The sequence below is a fragment of the Pseudomonas sp. SWI44 genome, assembly GCF_002947915.1.
Classification (GTDB): Bacteria; Pseudomonadota; Gammaproteobacteria; order Pseudomonadales; family Pseudomonadaceae; genus Aquipseudomonas; species Aquipseudomonas taiwanensis.
Genome location: NZ_CP026674.1, coordinates 2,593,579 through 2,608,709, shown reverse-complemented (window position 1 = coordinate 2,608,709; position 15,131 = coordinate 2,593,579). Strand labels below are relative to the sequence as shown.

The 15,131-nt window shown below is 61.2% G+C and carries 17 protein-coding genes; 6 read left to right on the top strand and 11 right to left on the bottom strand.

Annotated elements, in window-relative coordinates; translation table 11 throughout:
- Positions 1 to 116 precede the first annotated feature (116 nt).
- The 5 genes from C4Q26_RS12255 to dadA form a co-directional block, all read right to left on the bottom strand.
- A complete protein-coding gene (locus C4Q26_RS12255) occupies positions 117 to 977 on the bottom strand; it encodes an RHS repeat-associated core domain-containing protein (protein WP_256583401.1) in 861 nt (286 codons plus the stop codon).
- A 232-nt stretch (positions 978 to 1,209) separates the two neighbouring features.
- Positions 1,210 to 1,614: a cytochrome c5 family protein gene (locus C4Q26_RS12250; RefSeq protein ID WP_041925773.1), complete on the bottom strand. Its 405-nt coding sequence runs from the start codon at positions 1,612 to 1,614 to the stop codon at positions 1,210 to 1,212.
- Between the two features lie 153 nt (positions 1,615 to 1,767).
- Positions 1,768 to 2,316 (bottom strand): cupin domain-containing protein, encoded by a 549-nt coding sequence (locus tag C4Q26_RS12245; protein WP_023383015.1) that lies wholly within the window; start codon positions 2,314 to 2,316, stop codon positions 1,768 to 1,770.
- Positions 2,317 to 2,424: 108 nt separating this feature from the next.
- Positions 2,425 to 3,498 carry an alanine racemase gene (alr, locus tag C4Q26_RS12240; protein ID WP_023383016.1) on the bottom strand — a complete coding sequence of 358 codons (1,074 nt, stop codon included), beginning with the start codon at positions 3,496 to 3,498 and terminating at the stop codon, positions 2,425 to 2,427.
- A gap of 135 nt (positions 3,499 to 3,633) precedes the next feature.
- Positions 3,634 to 4,938: a D-amino acid dehydrogenase gene (gene dadA / locus C4Q26_RS12235; protein ID WP_023383017.1), complete on the bottom strand. Its 1,305-nt coding sequence runs from the start codon at positions 4,936 to 4,938 to the stop codon at positions 3,634 to 3,636.
- Between the two features lie 155 nt (positions 4,939 to 5,093).
- Between dadA and dadR the strand changes: the two genes are divergently transcribed.
- On the top strand, positions 5,094 to 5,582 hold the full coding sequence (dadR, locus tag C4Q26_RS12230) for a transcriptional regulator DadR (RefSeq protein ID WP_003258963.1): 489 nt from the start codon (positions 5,094 to 5,096) through the stop codon (positions 5,580 to 5,582).
- Between the two features lie 2 nt (positions 5,583 to 5,584).
- Here dadR and C4Q26_RS12225 read toward each other — a convergent pair whose 3' ends face one another.
- The gene (locus C4Q26_RS12225; RefSeq protein ID WP_027906671.1) at positions 5,585 to 5,938 is read right to left on the bottom strand and encodes a YkgJ family cysteine cluster protein; all 354 of its coding nucleotides are present in this window, start codon (positions 5,936 to 5,938) and stop codon (positions 5,585 to 5,587) included.
- 177 nt (positions 5,939 to 6,115) lie between these two features.
- Here C4Q26_RS12225 and C4Q26_RS12220 point away from each other — a divergent pair, with 177 nt between their 5' ends.
- The gene (locus tag C4Q26_RS12220) at positions 6,116 to 7,408 is read left to right on the top strand and encodes an FAD-binding oxidoreductase (protein ID WP_104883116.1); all 1,293 of its coding nucleotides are present in this window, start codon (positions 6,116 to 6,118) and stop codon (positions 7,406 to 7,408) included.
- 130 nt (positions 7,409 to 7,538) lie between these two features.
- Here C4Q26_RS12220 and C4Q26_RS12215 read toward each other — a convergent pair whose 3' ends face one another.
- Positions 7,539 to 7,769, bottom strand: coding sequence for a DUF1127 domain-containing protein (locus C4Q26_RS12215; protein WP_027906669.1), 231 nt, complete (start codon positions 7,767 to 7,769; stop codon positions 7,539 to 7,541).
- Positions 7,770 to 7,947: 178 nt separating this feature from the next.
- On the opposite strand from C4Q26_RS12215, the gene C4Q26_RS12210 reads away from it, so the two are divergent.
- Together C4Q26_RS12210 and C4Q26_RS12205 are read left to right on the top strand one after the other, a co-directional pair.
- Positions 7,948 to 9,372, top strand: coding sequence for a PLP-dependent aminotransferase family protein (locus C4Q26_RS12210; RefSeq protein WP_023383021.1), 1,425 nt, complete (start codon positions 7,948 to 7,950; stop codon positions 9,370 to 9,372).
- Positions 9,373 to 9,437: 65 nt separating this feature from the next.
- Positions 9,438 to 10,994, top strand: a complete 1,557-nt coding sequence (locus C4Q26_RS12205) for a phospholipase D family protein (protein ID WP_023383022.1) — start codon at positions 9,438 to 9,440, stop codon at positions 10,992 to 10,994.
- 9 nt (positions 10,995 to 11,003) lie between these two features.
- Here C4Q26_RS12205 and C4Q26_RS12200 read toward each other — a convergent pair whose 3' ends face one another.
- Positions 11,004 to 12,143 carry an MFS transporter gene (locus tag C4Q26_RS12200; protein ID WP_023383023.1) on the bottom strand — a complete coding sequence of 380 codons (1,140 nt, stop codon included), beginning with the start codon at positions 12,141 to 12,143 and terminating at the stop codon, positions 11,004 to 11,006.
- 124 nt (positions 12,144 to 12,267) lie between these two features.
- Entirely contained in the window at positions 12,268 to 13,761 is a 1,494-nt protein-coding gene (locus C4Q26_RS12195) for an aldehyde dehydrogenase (protein ID WP_104883115.1), read from the bottom strand.
- Positions 13,762 to 13,957: 196 nt separating this feature from the next.
- On the opposite strand from C4Q26_RS12195, the gene C4Q26_RS12190 reads away from it, so the two are divergent.
- Together C4Q26_RS12190 and C4Q26_RS12185 are read left to right on the top strand one after the other, a co-directional pair.
- Positions 13,958 to 14,317, top strand: coding sequence for a cupin domain-containing protein (locus tag C4Q26_RS12190; RefSeq protein ID WP_023383025.1), 360 nt, complete (start codon positions 13,958 to 13,960; stop codon positions 14,315 to 14,317).
- A gap of 83 nt (positions 14,318 to 14,400) precedes the next feature.
- The gene (locus C4Q26_RS12185) at positions 14,401 to 14,604 is read left to right on the top strand and encodes a hypothetical protein (RefSeq protein WP_023383026.1); all 204 of its coding nucleotides are present in this window, start codon (positions 14,401 to 14,403) and stop codon (positions 14,602 to 14,604) included.
- Between the two features lie 65 nt (positions 14,605 to 14,669).
- On the opposite strand, the gene rpmG is transcribed toward C4Q26_RS12185, so the two are convergent.
- Positions 14,670 to 14,825 carry a 50S ribosomal protein L33 gene (gene rpmG, locus C4Q26_RS12180; RefSeq protein ID WP_003253507.1) on the bottom strand — a complete coding sequence of 52 codons (156 nt, stop codon included), beginning with the start codon at positions 14,823 to 14,825 and terminating at the stop codon, positions 14,670 to 14,672.
- Between the two features lie 10 nt (positions 14,826 to 14,835).
- A complete protein-coding gene (rpmB, locus tag C4Q26_RS12175; RefSeq protein ID WP_003258972.1) occupies positions 14,836 to 15,072 on the bottom strand; it encodes a 50S ribosomal protein L28 in 237 nt (78 codons plus the stop codon).
- Between the last annotated feature and the right edge of the window lie 59 nt (positions 15,073 to 15,131).

Sequence of the window (15,131 nt, the reverse complement as noted above, 5' to 3'; positions counted from 1 at the left end):
GGGGCCTCCTGAGACATCCAAGGGTTCAGGGGGTTGGACATGACTCTTGCGGGTTGGTTGCCTGTTCCGAATTTCTCACAAGCAAGTGATCACTCAGGTAGCAAAATCCAAATCTCTCATGACAATTGAAAGAGGTCTAGAGAGGCCGGCAAATTCGGATTCAACCAATCAGAATTTGGGGGAGTAACCATATATTCCTTGAACGTATCACTAAGCACTAGCGGCCCAATTATTTCACGTCGCACAATGACATTTTTATATGCCACTGCCTTAATTAATAGCTCGCCTTGATCAACATGAACAAAGTCTACCCCATGAACCCATTTTTTAAAATTACTTGCATAGACTGCATATATCCCACCATTGGAGCCAGCGAACCCTCTGGCAACCTCCTTGTACGGCGACGTATAAAATCCAACCCCGTGCACGTTTCCATGTCTTACATATCGCTCATTAAGCCCTGACTTGAGCTTGTGCGCATCAGGATGACTGGTACCATGAAATCCAATCAACACATAATCATTCGCAATATTTGATTTTCCATTGGCTTTATTATGGGACGCACGGGTATCTGCGATAGTTTTTTCTACAGATCCAATTCCCTGCGGCAGTTTCCGCCTCTGCCCATTTACCCGCTTTGTAAACAAGTTGCTGATAAATCGCACGCCGCGTTGTAGGCCGCTCTTAATCGTTGGGGTGTGCCCATCTGGATCCTGGAGGTTTATTGGATCGTTAAAGCAGTATGCATATGAATTCAACCCGCCCGCGCCGAATGGGCTCATGTCATCTGGTTTGACGAACCGCATCAACGCTGACGCATATGCTCGGTAACCACGACCCAAAAAGTAATATCCGGTTACTGGATCTGGCCGTTCAGCATTGAATCCAAGCATAGACACCAGCGCTGGGTGATTGCCGTATGGCGAATAGTTAACACCGAGCAGCAAGCCGCCGGGATATATTTTTTTAGTACTCACTACAATTCACCCAGTCATGGCCTGATAACTTATTGTCACACCATAACCTGACATAGCATACTGGCAAAAATGCTAGTTTTCATATGTTGTGAAGCCGGATCACCGTGAGTTGGGGTATGTTCTGCTGTCCTTGAGCACAAGGTTTTACCCATGGGGGGGGTGGCCTACGGCACAGGCATCACAAAAACAAAGCCCGCCATCAACGGCGGGCCTCATTCAATTCAGCTGCAGTTTACAGCCCGGACATTTTCTTGATCGCCCCTTTCAGGTCGTCATCCGAGCAATCCGCACAGGTGCCCTTCGGCGGCATGGCATTGATGCCGGTAATGGCTTTGGCCAGAATGCCATCCAGGCCGCCCTGGTGGTCGGCGCGCTCTTTCCACGCGGCGGTATCGCCAATCTTCGGCGCACCGAGCAAGCCGCTGCCATGGCAGGCGTTGCAGTGCTTGGCGATGATCTCGTCCGGCGTCTTGGCCCCGCCACCGCCCGCTGCGGCAGCCACTTCCATGCCTTTGCACTCCTGACCCTGAATGCACACCTGCCCTACAGGCTCCAGGCGCTTGGCAATGTCGTCGTTGGTTGCAGCAGTTGCATTGATTGCCCAGAGGGCGAGTACGGCGGCTGGTAAGGCCAGCATCTTCTTGATTTGGTTCACGCGAACACCCTCATGGTGGCTAATCATGCCCGCACCACGAAATTGCGAGCGTTGAAAAGTATAGCGGGAACCCGGAACCCGTGAAACGACCCCACAGGTGAAAGGGGTATTAGCGAAACAATACGCTGCGCTGGATCAAAAGTTCGAAGGCGTCGCCGCACTGATCAGCCGTGCTGGCTCTGCGAAGGGGTTGCGGAATCGATGCGGCCGGGTGCTTTCGAAGTAGTAGCTGTCGCCTGCTTCGAGGATGAAGGTCTCATTCCCGACCACCAGCTCCAGGCGCCCTTCCAGCAGGATGCCGGTCTCTTCGCCATCGTGGGTGAGCATTTCTTCTCCGGTGTCGGCACCCGGCGGGTAGACCTCGTTGAGGAAAGCGATGGCGCGGTTGGGGTGCGACTTGCCCACCAGCTTCATGGTTACCGCACCGTCCGAGATGTCGATCAGCTCGTGAGCTTTGTAGACGATCTGGGAAGGGCTTTCGGGTTCCAGCTCGACGGAGAAGAACTCGACCATGGACATGGGAATGCCACTGAGCACCTTGCGCAGCGAGCTGATCGAAGGGCTCACGCTGTTCTTCTCGATCATCGAGATGGTGCTGTTGGTCACACCCGCACGCTTGGCGAGTTCACGCTGGGACAGGCCCTTGAGCTTGCGGATGGCTTGCAGTCGTTCGCCGACGTCCAAAGCTGGAGCCTCCTGAAACGGTAGAAATGGGGGGTGATGTGAACGATATCATGGCAATGCCGTTCAGTATTTACAACACACCCCCTCCATCCTGTCCGCTTCGGCGCCTTATTCGCCGTAATAGTCCAGCGGTACACGCTTGAGATTGCAGAAGATCTGGTACGGAATGGTGCCAGCGCGCATGGCCACGTCGCTGGCCAGTACCTGTTTGCCCCACAACTCGACCGGGCTGCCGATGGTGGCTTCAGGCACGTCGGTGAGGTCGACGCAGAGCATGTCCATCGAAACCCTGCCAATCAGTTGGGTGAGCTTGCCAGCGACCATCACCGGCGTGCCAGTGGGTGCCTGGCGAGGGTAGCCGTCGGCATAGCCCATGGCGACCACACCCACACGGGTCGGCCGAGAGCTGATGAACTTGGCGCCGTAACCCACCGGTTCGCCAGCCGGCAGCTCCCGCACACTGATGATGCGCGATTGCAGGGTCATCACCGGCTGTAGGCGCGCAGCCTGGGCCTGATCCACTTCGAAGGGCGTGGCGCCGTACAGCATGATGCCAGGTCGCACCCAGTCGCTTGGCGCCTGCGGCCAGGCCAGCACACCGGGCGAATTGCGTAGGCTGCACTCGGCAGCCAGGCCTTGGCGGGCAGCCTCGAACACGGCGATTTGTTGGGCGGTGGCATCGGCATCCAACTCGTCCGCACGGGCGAAGTGGCTCATCAACACGATGCGCGAAACCTTGCCGCTGGCCAGCAGCCGCTGGTAGGCCTCGTGGTAATCCTTGGGGTGCAGGCCCGCCCGGTGCATGCCGCTGTCGAGTTTCAGCCAGGTGGTCAGGGGCTTGTGCACCTGAGTCCTTTCGATCGCCTCCAGTTGCCACAGCGAGTGCACGACACACCACAGGTCATGCTCGGCGATCAGCGCCAACTCGCTGGCTTCGAAAAAGCCTTCGAGCAACAACACGGGTGCCTTGATACCCGCTGCACGCAGCTCCAGCGCCTCCTCGATGCAGGCCACGGCAAAGCCATCGGCTTCCGGCTCCAGCGCCAGGGCGCAGCGCACGGCACCGTGACCATAGGCGTCGGCCTTGATCACGGCGAGGGCCTTGGCACCGGACAGTTCACGGGCCAGGCGGTAATTGTGGCGGAGGGCTTGCAGGTCGATCAGGGCGCGGGCGGGTCGCATGGCGGCTGCCTTATGGTGTTCGGGTTGTCATCGGTGTTGGATTGATCGCCGGCAGGCCGGTTCTCCTCAGGACCAGAACTTCAGGCTGATCCTGCAGGAGCCGGCTTGCCGCCGATGAGGCCGGGTCAGTCGACCTTACTGCTGATGGGCTGGCGCGGTCTGACCCTGCTTGGCAACCTCACGGCGGTTGCCATAACGAGAGATATCCAGGCCTTCGGCGCTGATCTGCGGCTTCTTGCGCGCGATCAGGTCAGCCAGCAGGCGACCGGAGCCGCACGCCATCGTCCAGCCCAGTGTGCCGTGACCGGTATTGAGGAACAGGTTACGGAACGAGGTCGCACCCACGATCGGCGTACCGTCCGGGGTAGCCGGGCGCAGGCCGGTCCAGAAACTGGCCTGGCTCAGGTCGCCGCCGCGAGGATAAAGGTCGTTGACGATCATCTCCAGTGTTTCGCGACGACGCGGGTTCAGCGACAGGTCAAAACCAGCGATTTCAGCCATGCCGCCGACACGAATACGGTTGTCGAAGCGAGTGATGGCGACCTTGTAGGTCTCATCGAGGATGGTCGAAGTCGGCGCCATGTCAGCGTTGGTGATCGGCACGGTCAGCGAGTAACCCTTCAGCGGGTACACCGGGGCCTTGATACCCAGCGGCTTGAGCATCTGCGGCGAGTAGCTGCCCAGGGCCAGCACATAGCGATCGGCGGTTTCCAGCTTGCCGTCGATCCACACGCCATTGATGCGATCACCCGCGAAGTCCAGGCGCTGGATGTCCTGGCCGAAGCGGAACTCCACGCCCAGCTTCACGGCCATCTCGGCCAGCTTGGTGGTGAACAGCTGGCAGTCGCCGGTCTGGTCGTTGGGCAGACGCAGGGCGCCAGCGAGAATGTCTTTCACGCCCGCCAGGGCCGGTTCGACGCGGGCGATGCCGTCGCGGTCGAGCAGCTCGTAAGGCACGCCGGACTGTTCGAGCACGGCGATATCCTTGGCCGCGGCATCCACCTGGGCCTGGGTACGGAACAGCTGGGTAGTTCCCAGGCTGCGGTTTTCGTAGGCGATGCCGGTTTCAGCGCGCAACTCGTCGAGGCAGTCGCGGCTGTACTCGGACAGCCGCACCATGCGCTCTTTGTTGACCGCGTAACGGCTGGCGGTGCAGTTGCGCAGCATCTGCGCCATCCACAGGTATTGGTCGACATCGCCGGTCAGCTTGATGGCGAGGGGCGCGTGGCGCTCAAGCAGCCACTTGATGGCCTTCAGCGGTACGCCAGGGGCAGCCCAGGGCGAGGCATAACCAGGCGAGATCTGACCTGCGTTGGCAAAACTGGTTTCCATGGCCACCGCGGGTTGGCGGTCGACCACCGTCACTTCGAAACCTTGACGGGCCAGGTAGTAGGCGCTGGCGGTTCCGATCACACCGCTACCAAGTACCAGAACTCGCATCGTTTATTCCTCGCACGCGGCGCACCGCTGTCTTTTGTTGAAATGGCATGGATGCGCGCAGTATAAAAAGGTAGGCCCAGTGCAATTCACTATATAAAAGCCTATTATTGGCGAGAATTCTCGGCAAAATCGCCTTTCACGGAGGGGCATCCCCTATGAGAACCCAGCACCAGAGTAAGCGTGAGCTGGACAAGATCGACCGCAACATCCTGCGCATCCTGCAGAATGACGGGCGTATTTCCTTCACCGAACTGGGCGAGAAAGTTGGGCTTTCCACCACCCCTTGCACCGAGCGGGTCCGCCGCCTCGAGCGCGAGGGCATCATCATGGGCTACAACGCCCGGCTCAACCCCCAGCACCTCAAAGGTAGCCTGCTGGTGTTCGTCGAGATCAGCCTGGACTACAAGTCCGGCGACACCTTCGAGGAGTTCCGCCGCGCCGTGCTGAAACTGCCGCATGTGCTGGAATGCCACCTGGTTTCTGGCGACTTCGACTACCTGGTGAAAGCCCGTATTTCGGAGATGGCTTCATACCGCAAGCTGCTGGGCGACATCCTGCTCAAGCTGCCGCACGTCCGTGAGTCGAAGAGCTACATCGTGATGGAAGAGGTCAAAGAGAGCCTCTGCCTGCCGATTCCGGACTAAGGCTAGACCAGCACCTGACGTGTGGTGGCGATGAACTGGTGAACGAGCTGCTCGGCCTGCGGCTCGATCATCTGTTCAGGCCCACGACCACGGGGGCAGGCCATGCGTGGAGTTGTGCCAAAGAGGCGGCAGATCATCGGGCGCTCTTCATACACCGTGCAGCCATCGGGGCCCAGGTGTACGCAGTCCAGGCGCTCCAACGCCGCATCCTGCTCGGCCTGGGACTTGCGCGGCAAGCGCGCCATCTCCTCAGCCGAGGTGGTGACCGGACCACAACAGTCGTGGCACCCGGGCTCGCACTCGAAAGAGGGAATGAGTTCGCGCAGGAAGTGAATCTTGTGGCGGTTGCAGGACATGGCCGGATACAGGATTGACGATCGAAGTTCGATTATAGGACCAATTGCCCGCCAGCCGGCTGCCCAAGTCACACGCGCCCCTGAGCGGCAGTCGGCTTGCCGGCGAGGAGGCCAGTTGCCCCACCGCAAAACCCCAGCTTATCCTCCCCCTTTCGCCCAACGCCCAGGAACCGCCCGATGATCCACAGCGCGCAGCACGCCGCCTCTTACTACGCCGCCAGCAGCGCGCCTCATCCCGATCATCCCTACCTGCAGGGCGAACATTCTGCCGACGTGTGCATCGTTGGTGGCGGCTACTCAGGCTTGAACACTGCCATCGAACTGGCCGAACGCGGCCTGTCGGTAATCCTGCTGGAGGCACGCAAGCTTGGCTGGGGCGCCAGCGGCCGCAACGGCGGTCAGTTGATTCGTGGCGTTGGCCATGGCCTTGAGCAGTTCTTGCCGGTGATTGGCCAGGAAGGTGTGCGCAGCATGAAGCTGATGGGACTGGAGGCCGTGGACATCGTCCGCGAGCGCGTCGAACGACACGCCATCGACTGCGACTTGACCTGGGGTTACTGCGACCTGGCCAACAAACCCGGCGAGCTGCAAGGCTTTGCCGAGGATGCCGAAGAACTGCGCAGCCTTGGCTACCGCCATGAAATGCGCCTGGTGCAACAAGAAGATATCCACAGCGTGGTCGGTTCCGACCGCTACGTCGGCGGCCTGATCGACATGGGTTCAGGCCACCTGCACCCGCTCAACCTGGCATTGGGCGAAGCAGCCGTGGCCAGCCGTCTAGGCGTCAAGCTGTTCGAGCAGTCCGAGGTCACACGCATCGACTACGGCCCCCTGGTTCAGGTACACACTCCCCAAGGAAGAGTGCGCGCCAGGACCTTGGTGCTGTGCTGCAACGCCTACCACAACGACCTCAACCGCGAACTGGGTGGCAAGGTATTGCCCGCCGGCAGCTACATCATCGCCACTGAACCGCTCGGCGAAGAACGAGCGCGCCAGCTACTGCCGCAGAATATGGCGGTGTGCGACCAGCGCGTGGCGCTGGATTACTATCGTTTGTCTGCCGACCACCGCCTGCTGTTCGGTGGCGCCTGCCATTACTCGGGCCGTGATCCAAAAGACATCGCCGCCTACATGCAGCCGAAGATGCTCAAGGTGTTCCCACAGTTGGCCGACGTGCGCATCGAATATCAATGGGGCGGCATGATCGGCATCGGCGCCAATCGCCTGCCGCAGATCGGCCGCCTGGCCAGCCAACCGAACGTGTATTACGCCCAGGCCTATTCGGGCCACGGGGTCAACGCCACCCACCTCGCTGCGCGCCTGCTGGGTGAAGCCATCAGCGGTCAGGAAAGCGGGCGCTTCGACCTGTTCGCCAACGTGCCGCACGTCACTTTCCCCGGTGGCAAGCACCTGCGCTCGCCGCTGCTGGCGTTGGGAATGTTGTGGCACAGGCTCAAAGAGCTGATCTGACCGCTGACGTACCTTTCAGGAGCGTGCTTGCCCGCGAACCAAGCACTGCGATGTACGACACTGACTTGGCCGATGCTCGCGGGTGAACCGCTCCTACACGGTGATGCGCTGCCATTCCCAGCGCTTTGCGTCAGTCCTTCCAGCAGGGCTTTCGCCCTTCGGTCCGGGCCTGCTCCCAGCTCAGCCCTACATCACGCAACTCCTCATCGCTCAGTTGCAACAGCGCCCTGCGGGTGTGCCAACGGTGCAGCAGCAGGCCCCAGCGGCTCAAGCCGGCCGGTGCATTGAACACCTTGGGCCGCTGCTCGTCCTCGAGCTCCTTGGCCAACAGTTGCAAGCGCACATCGCTCAAGCCACCCATTGCTGCATCCTCCCGATCAGTTCATACCGTGGAGACAGCATGCGCGCTGGCAGGCGTGACGATACAGATCCAATAATGGCTTATTATTCCCATACAGAATTGGCGAACCGGCCGCTGAATGCTGTATTTTCCCCACAACTGTACTGGTCGCTGCCAGCCTTGAACGCGGGAGTATGCCGTGACGCTCTATCTCAACCTCGCCGAATTGCTGGGCGCCCGCATCGAGCAGGGCCTGTATCGCCCTGGTCAGCGGCTGCCATCGGTGCGAGCCCTCAGCGAGGAACATGGCGTCAGCCTCAGCACCGTACAGCAGGCTTATCGCATGCTCGAGGACAGCGGCCTGGTCTCGCCACGCCCAAAGTCCGGGTACTTCGTCAGCGAAGGACGCCACCTCCCCGCCCTGCCCGCCGTCAGCCGGCCGGCGCAGCGCCCTGTGGATATCTCCCAGTGGGAACAGGTGCTGGAGCTGGTGCGTAGCACGCCCCGCAAGGATGTGATCCAGCTCGGCCGCGGCATGCCCGACATCGACAGCCCCACCCTCAAGCCGCTGTTGCGCAGCCTCGCCCAGTTGAGCCGGCGCCAGGACATGCCCGGCCTTTACTACGACAACATCCACGGCAACCTGGCCCTGCGCGAGCAGATCGCCCGGTTGATGCTCGATTCCGGCTGCCGCCTGGGGCCGGCTGACCTGGTGGTGACGACCGGCTGCCATGAAGCACTGTCCTGCAGCATCCGCGCGGTGTGCGACCCGGGGGACATCGTCGCGGTTGACTCGCCGAGCTTCCACGGCGCCATGCAAACCCTCAAAGGTTTGGGCATGAAAGCCCTGGAGATCCCCACTGACCCCGTCACCGGAATCAGTCTGGAGGCGCTGGAACTGGCCTTGGAACAATGGCCGATCAAGCTCATCCAGATCACCCCGAACTGCAACAACCCGCTCGGCTACATAATGCCCGAGGCCCGCAAGAAGGCGCTGCTGAGCCTGGCCCAGCGCTATGACGTGGCGATTCTCGAAGACGATGTGTATGGCGACCTGGCATATACCTACCCTCGCCCGCGCACCCTCAAGTCGTTCGACGACGACGGCCGCGTGCTGCTGTGCAGCTCCTTCTCCAAGACCCTGGCCCCGGGCTTGCGCATAGGCTGGGTCGCGCCGGGGCGTTATCTGGAGCGGGTGCTGCACATGAAGTACATCAGCACCGGCAGCACGGCCACCCAACCGCAACTGGCCATCGCCGACTTCATCGCCGCCGGGCACTACCAACCCCATGTGCGCCGCATGCGCAGCCAGTATCAGCGCGGTCGCGACCTGATGAGCGACTGGGTCACCCAGTACTTCCCGAGCGGGACGCGTGTCAGCCGGCCACAAGGGGGCTTCATGCTGTGGGTCGAATTGCCTGAAGATTTCGACACGCTGCGGCTGAACCGAGCTTTACTGGAGCAGGGAGTGCAAATCGCGGTAGGCAGCATCTTCTCGGCCTCGGGCAAGTTTCGTCACTGCCTGCGCATGAACTTCGCCTCGCGCCCCACACCACAGATCGAGGATGCCGTGCGCAAGGTCGGTGAAACCGCCCTTCGTCTACTGGATCAGGACATCACCTGAGCGTAACTTTGCGCCGCCCTCCACAGTCCAACCTTCAGGCCCTTGCTGCACAGGACGATCCACCCTTGAGATTCACGCCTGCCCTGCCTCTGTTGCTAGCGCTGCTGCTCGGCCTCGCGGGCTGCGCCAGCGTCGGTACGACCCGCGAAGTCAGCCAGGCGCTGCCAGCGAACGAGTCGGCCTTCGGCCGCTCCGTACTTCGCCAGGCCGCACCCTATGACGGCCGCTCCGGATTCCGGCTGCTGCCTAACAGCAACGAGGCCTTCCGCGCCCGGGCCGAGCTGATCCGTAATGCACAGGCCAGCATCGACCTGCAGTACTACATCGTCCATGACGGCTTGAGCACGCGGGCGCTGGTCCACGAACTGCTGCGCGCGGCCGACCGTGGCGTTCGGGTGCGCATTCTCCTCGATGACACCACCAGCGATGGCCTCGACACCATCATGGGCACCCTCGACGCCCACCCCAACATCCAGATTCGCGTGTTCAACCCGCTGCACCTCGGCCGCAGCACAGGCGTGACACGCGCCGCAGGACGTCTGTTCAACCTCTCCCGACAACACCGGCGCATGCACAACAAATTGTTCGTGGTGGACAACGCCATGGCCATCGTCGGCGGACGTAACCTGGGTGACGAGTATTTCGATGCCGAGCCCAACCTCAACTTCACCGACATCGACCTGTTGGGAGTCGGCCCCGTGGCCGAGCAGCTCAGTCATGGTTTCGACCAGTACTGGAACAGCGCGCTGAGCCGTCCCATTGGAGACTTCCTATGGCGCCAGCCAGATGCCAGCGACCTGCATGCCAGCCGTCGACGCCTTGAGGTGTCCTTGGCCGAAGCGCGGGTCAGGCACAAGGCCCTGTACGACAGGTTGATGGCCTACCAGACGCAGCCGCGCCTGGATATCTGGCGCAACGAACTGATCTGGGCACATAGCCAGGCCTTGTGGGATGCGCCGAGCAAAGTCCTGGCCGACGACGAGCCAGACCCGCACCTGCTGCTTAGCCAGCAACTGGCGCCGGACCTGGACAACGTGCATCACGAGCTGATTCTGGTTTCGGCCTACTTCGTGCCGGGCAAGTCAGGCCTGCTGTACCTGACCGGCGCTGCCGATGCGGGCGTTTCGATCAAGCTGTTGACCAACTCCCTGGAAGCCACCGACGTGCCGGCTGTGCATGGCGGGTATGCGCCCTACCGCCGCGCCCTGCTGGAGCACGGCGTGCAGTTGTACGAACTGCGCCGCCAACCTGGTGACACCAACGCCAGATACCGTTTGAGCTTCCATGGCAGTTCGGATTCGAGCCTTCACAGCAAGGCAATCGTCTTCGACCGGCGCAAGACCTTCATCGGCTCGTTCAACTTCGACCCGCGATCATTGCTGTGGAACACCGAGGTTGGAGTGCTGGTCGATAGCCCGGAACTGGCTGAATACACCCGTTTTCTGGCGGTACAAGGCATGGCACCCGCACTGAGTTACCAGCCCAGGCTGGTGGACGACAAGCTGGTCTGGGTAACCGAGGAAAATGGCAAGCGCCGCATGCTGACCTCCGAGCCTGGCGGCCTGTGGCGGCGTTTCAATGCCTGGATCAGCAAGGCGGTGGGGCTGGAGAAGATGCTCTAGCCCCATGCCTCAGGCGGAGGCTGGCTCGAACGCCCCGCGCCGCCGGGTCAACAGCACCAGAACAGCCGCCCCTGCCGCCATCAGCAACAGCAACGCGTGCCCGCTGATCCACTGGCTGCCTGCTCCGGCCAACAATGGCCCGAGCAGGCAGCCGATACCCCAGAGCTGCGCCACATGGGCATTGGCCCGCACCAGCTCATCGTCGCGATACCGCTCGCCAATCAGCACCAGCGACAAGGTGAACAGCCCCCCGGCGCTAGCCCCGAACAGCACCCATAACGGCCAGATCACAGGTGTGTGCAACAGCAATGGGATCGCCAGGCTTGAGACCAGCAAGGTTACCGCACAGCCCGTGAACAGAGCCCGTCGCGACATATGGTCGGCGAGCGCACCGATCGGCAACTGCAGCACAGCATCGCCCACCACCACGGTACTGACCATGAACAAGGCGATTTCGGTACTGAAGCCTTGCTGCAGGCAATACACCGGCAGCAAGGTGAGGATCATCGCCTCAAAGGACGCGAACAGGGCAATCGCCCAGGCAATCACTGGCAAACGCCGGCAGAACGCGAGCAGGTCGCCGAAGGTCACGCTGCAGGCTTCGGTGCTCGGCGCACCGCCACGGCCTAGCAGGACCAGCGGCGCGGCTAGCAGCAGGCCAGTCGCCGCCCAGAAGCCGAAGTCATCATCCGAGCCGAGAAAGCCCAGTACCAACGGCCCGGCCAGCTGGCTCAGCGCGTAGCTGCTGCCGTACAGCGCCACCAGCCGTCCCCGCCATTGCTCGACCACCAGTTGGTTGATCCAGCTCTCGCCCAGGATGAACACCACAGTCAGCGACATACCGATCATCAGCCGCAGCAGCAACCACAACGGGTAGCTGGGCAGCAATGCAAGCAGGCCGATCGACAGCGCCCCGCCCCACAGGCAAAGGCGCATGGCCGAGGGCACGCCGACCCACCCGGCCAGACGGCTGGCCACACTGGCACCTGCCAGTACACCCAGCGCCGGCATCGCCGCCATGACGCCGATGGCGAAGCTGCCGTAGCCCCAGGCTTCCAGGCGCAGGGACACCAGCGGCATGCTCACGCCGAGCGCCAGCCCGACACTGAGCACCGATGCCAGTACGGCGAAATAGGTTCCCCAACGCATTGCAGCCTCCCAGGCAGTCTTCATGAATTGCAAAGACGACAAAGCCGGGGCGGTGTGAACCGTCCCGGCTGTGGTTCGTCGCCACGACAAGCTGGCGATTGGGCCGCTAAGCGGCCCCCTGGACTTACAACTTGATCCAGGTCGCCTTCAGCTCGGTGTACTTCTCCAGCGCATGCAGCGACTTGTCACGGCCGTTGCCCGACTGCTTGAAGCCACCGAACGGCGCGGTCATGTCGCCGCCGTCGTACTGGTTGACCCAGACACTGCCCGCGCGCACGGCACGAGCGGTCTTGTGGGCCTTGGAGATGTCCGAGGTCCAGATGCCCGCAGCCAGGCCGTACGGGGTGTCGTTGGCGATGGCGATGGCTTCCTCGGCGGTGTCGAAGGCGATCACCGACAGCACTGGGCCGAAGATCTCTTCCTGGGCGATCTTCATGGCGTTGGTCACGCCGTCGAAGATGGTCGGCTCGACGTAGGTACCGCCGGTCTCTTCCAGGGTGCGCTTGCCGCCGGCCAGCAGTTTGGCGCCGTCCTTGTGGCCGGCGTCGATGTACGACAGCACGGTGTTCATCTGCTGGGTATCGACCAGAGCGCCGACAGTCGTGGCAGGGTCCAGCGGGTTGCCTGGCTTCCAGCCCTTGAGGGCTTCGACCACCATGGGCAGGAACTTGTCCTTGATCGAGCGCTCGACCAGCAGGCGAGAACCGGCGGTGCAGACCTCGCCCTGGTTGAAGGCGATGGCGCTGGCAGCAGCCTCGGCGGCGGCTTTCAGGTCCGGAGCGTCGGCGAAGACGATGTTCGGGCTCTTGCCACCGGCTTCCAGCCAGATACGCTTCATGTTCGACTCGCCCGCATAGACCATCAACTGCTTGGCGATCTTGGTCGAACCGGTGAACACCAGGGTGTCGACGTCCATGTGCAGGGCCAGGGCCTTACCCACGGTGTGGCCGTAGCCTGGCAGCACGTTCAGCACACCTGCCGGGATGCCAGCTTCAATGGCCAGCTGGGCGATACGGATGGCGGTCAGTGGCGACTTTTCGGACGGTTTGAGCACGACCGAGTTACCGGTGGCCAAGGCCGGGCCGAGCTTCCAGCATGCCATCAGCAGCGGGAAGTTCCACGGCACGATGGCACCGACCACACCAACAGGTTCGCGGGTGACCAGGCCGAGTTGGTCGTGCGGCGTCGGCGCGACTTCGTCGTACACTTTGTCGATGGCTTCGGCAGTCCAGTGGATGGCGTTGGCCGCGCCCGGAATGTCGATGGTGGAGGAGTCGCCGATTGGCTTACCCATGTCCAGGGTTTCGAGCAGTGCCAGCTCTTCGACGTTCTTTCGCAGCAAGTCGGCGAAGCGAATCAGTTTGGCCTTGCGCTTGGCCGGGGCCAGTTGCGACCAGACGCCGGAGTCGAAGGTAGCGCGGGCGTTATCCACGGCACAGTTGGCGTCAGCCAGGTCACAGCTGGCGACCTTGGCCAGGAAGCGTCCGTCGACCGGGCTCAGGCAGTCGAAGGTTTCACCGGATGCGGCGTCGGTGTATTCGCCGTTGATGAAGGCGCGTCCTTCGATCTTCAGTTGCTGGGCACGCTGTTCCCAGTCCGCACGAGTCAGGGTGGTCATACGAAACTCCTCCTCTTGTTAAGGTGCAACGCCGCACTGAGGACTCACTGGCGTTGTCAGAAATCTGGCCGGGCGACAAGCGCACACTGGCACGCGATACCCTAAACCAGCCGATGCAAACTATCAATATATTTGACACGAAAGGCCTAAAAGCCTACTGATGTGCATTTTATTAAACAACAACAGGAGCCGCACCATGAGCATCGCCAGCATCATCGACTTCGCCCAGGCCCTCACCGAGGCCGAACGCTACCGCCCGGCTGCGGAAAAAATCATCAAAGGCGAGCCGGACCAGACCGTCTACAACCACTACTCCAGCCCCTGCGGGCAGTTCGCTGCGGGCGTGTGGGAAGGTGAAGTGGGGCAATGGAGCGTGAACTACACCGAGCACGAATACTGTGAAATCGTGCAAGGCGTTTCGGTACTGCGCGACCAGGAGGGCAACGCCAAGACCCTGCGTACCGGTGATCGGTTCGTTATACCGGCCGGCTTCAAAGGTACCTGGGAGGTGCTGGAGCCCTGCCGCAAGATCTATGTGATGTTCGAGCAAAAGTAACTATGTAGCGCAGGCGCCTTGCACCTCTGGAGGAGGATGCCCCTGCCCATGTCGGGCTGTCCTCCTACCAAAGGAAATACATCATGAACAACGAAGAAGTCCTGCAAGCCCTGGCTCACCTGATCGGCACCCCGTACGAGCCATCGATCAAGGACGCCATCACAGCGATCACCGGCCGCCCTCGGGTCGTCGGCCCCAATGAAATCACCACTCGCGAGTACGACATCAACCGTGTTCACATCAAGACCGATGCACACGCCGTGATTCAGGGCTTCCGCTTCCAATGACCGGCATCCGGGCATAAAAAAACCCGCGTCCTTTCGGATGCGGGTTTTTCTTGGTCGCCGATCAATTACTTGATCTTGGCTTCCTTGTACACCACGTGCTTGCGAACAACGGGATCGTACTTCTTGATCTCGATTTTGTCCGGAGTGGTGCGCTTGTTCTTGTCGGTGGTGTAGAAGTGGCCAGTGCCAGCACTCGAAACCAGACGGATCAATTCACGCATGACGTTCTCCTTAGAACTTTTCGCCGCGAGCACGCAGCTCGGCCAGCACTACGTCGATACCACGCTTGTCAATGACGCGCATGCCTTTGGCAGAAACGCGCAGACGCACGAAACGCTTCTCGGACTCAACCCAGAAACGGTGGTGCTGCAGGTTCGGCAGGAAACGACGACGGGTTTTGTTGTTTGCGTGGGAAATGTTGTTCCCGGTTACTGGACCCTTACCAGTAACTTGACAGACTCTCGACATGACTCAGCCCTCTAAAACCTCATGCCCAACCCGGCATGGGTTGGCCGCTTAATCTCTCA

What these genes read in the sequence shown, in the direction of transcription:
- C4Q26_RS12195 (WP_104883115.1), bottom strand. Translation starts at nt 13,761, where the DNA reads ATGACCACCCTGACTCGTGCGGACTGGGAACAGCGTGCCCAGCAACTG.
- C4Q26_RS12225 (WP_027906671.1), bottom strand. Translation starts at nt 5,938, where the DNA reads ATGTCCTGCAACCGCCACAAGATTCACTTCCTGCGCGAACTCATTCCC.
- C4Q26_RS12220 (WP_104883116.1), top strand. Translation starts at nt 6,116, where the DNA reads ATGATCCACAGCGCGCAGCACGCCGCCTCTTACTACGCCGCCAGCAGC.
- C4Q26_RS12200 (WP_023383023.1), bottom strand. Translation starts at nt 12,143, where the DNA reads ATGCGTTGGGGAACCTATTTCGCCGTACTGGCATCGGTGCTCAGTGTC.
- alr (WP_023383016.1), bottom strand. Translation starts at nt 3,498, where the DNA reads ATGCGACCCGCCCGCGCCCTGATCGACCTGCAAGCCCTCCGCCACAAT.
- rpmG (WP_003253507.1), bottom strand. Translation starts at nt 14,825, where the DNA reads ATGCGTGAATTGATCCGTCTGGTTTCGAGTGCTGGCACTGGCCACTTC.
- dadA (WP_023383017.1), bottom strand. Translation starts at nt 4,938, where the DNA reads ATGCGAGTTCTGGTACTTGGTAGCGGTGTGATCGGAACCGCCAGCGCC.
- C4Q26_RS12190 (WP_023383025.1), top strand. Translation starts at nt 13,958, where the DNA reads ATGAGCATCGCCAGCATCATCGACTTCGCCCAGGCCCTCACCGAGGCC.
- C4Q26_RS12215 (WP_027906669.1), bottom strand. Translation starts at nt 7,769, where the DNA reads ATGGGTGGCTTGAGCGATGTGCGCTTGCAACTGTTGGCCAAGGAGCTC.
- C4Q26_RS12250 (WP_041925773.1), bottom strand. Translation starts at nt 1,614, where the DNA reads ATGCTGGCCTTACCAGCCGCCGTACTCGCCCTCTGGGCAATCAATGCA.
- dadR (WP_003258963.1), top strand. Translation starts at nt 5,094, where the DNA reads ATGAGAACCCAGCACCAGAGTAAGCGTGAGCTGGACAAGATCGACCGC.
- rpmB (WP_003258972.1), bottom strand. Translation starts at nt 15,072, where the DNA reads ATGTCGAGAGTCTGTCAAGTTACTGGTAAGGGTCCAGTAACCGGGAAC.
- C4Q26_RS12185 (WP_023383026.1), top strand. Translation starts at nt 14,401, where the DNA reads ATGAACAACGAAGAAGTCCTGCAAGCCCTGGCTCACCTGATCGGCACC.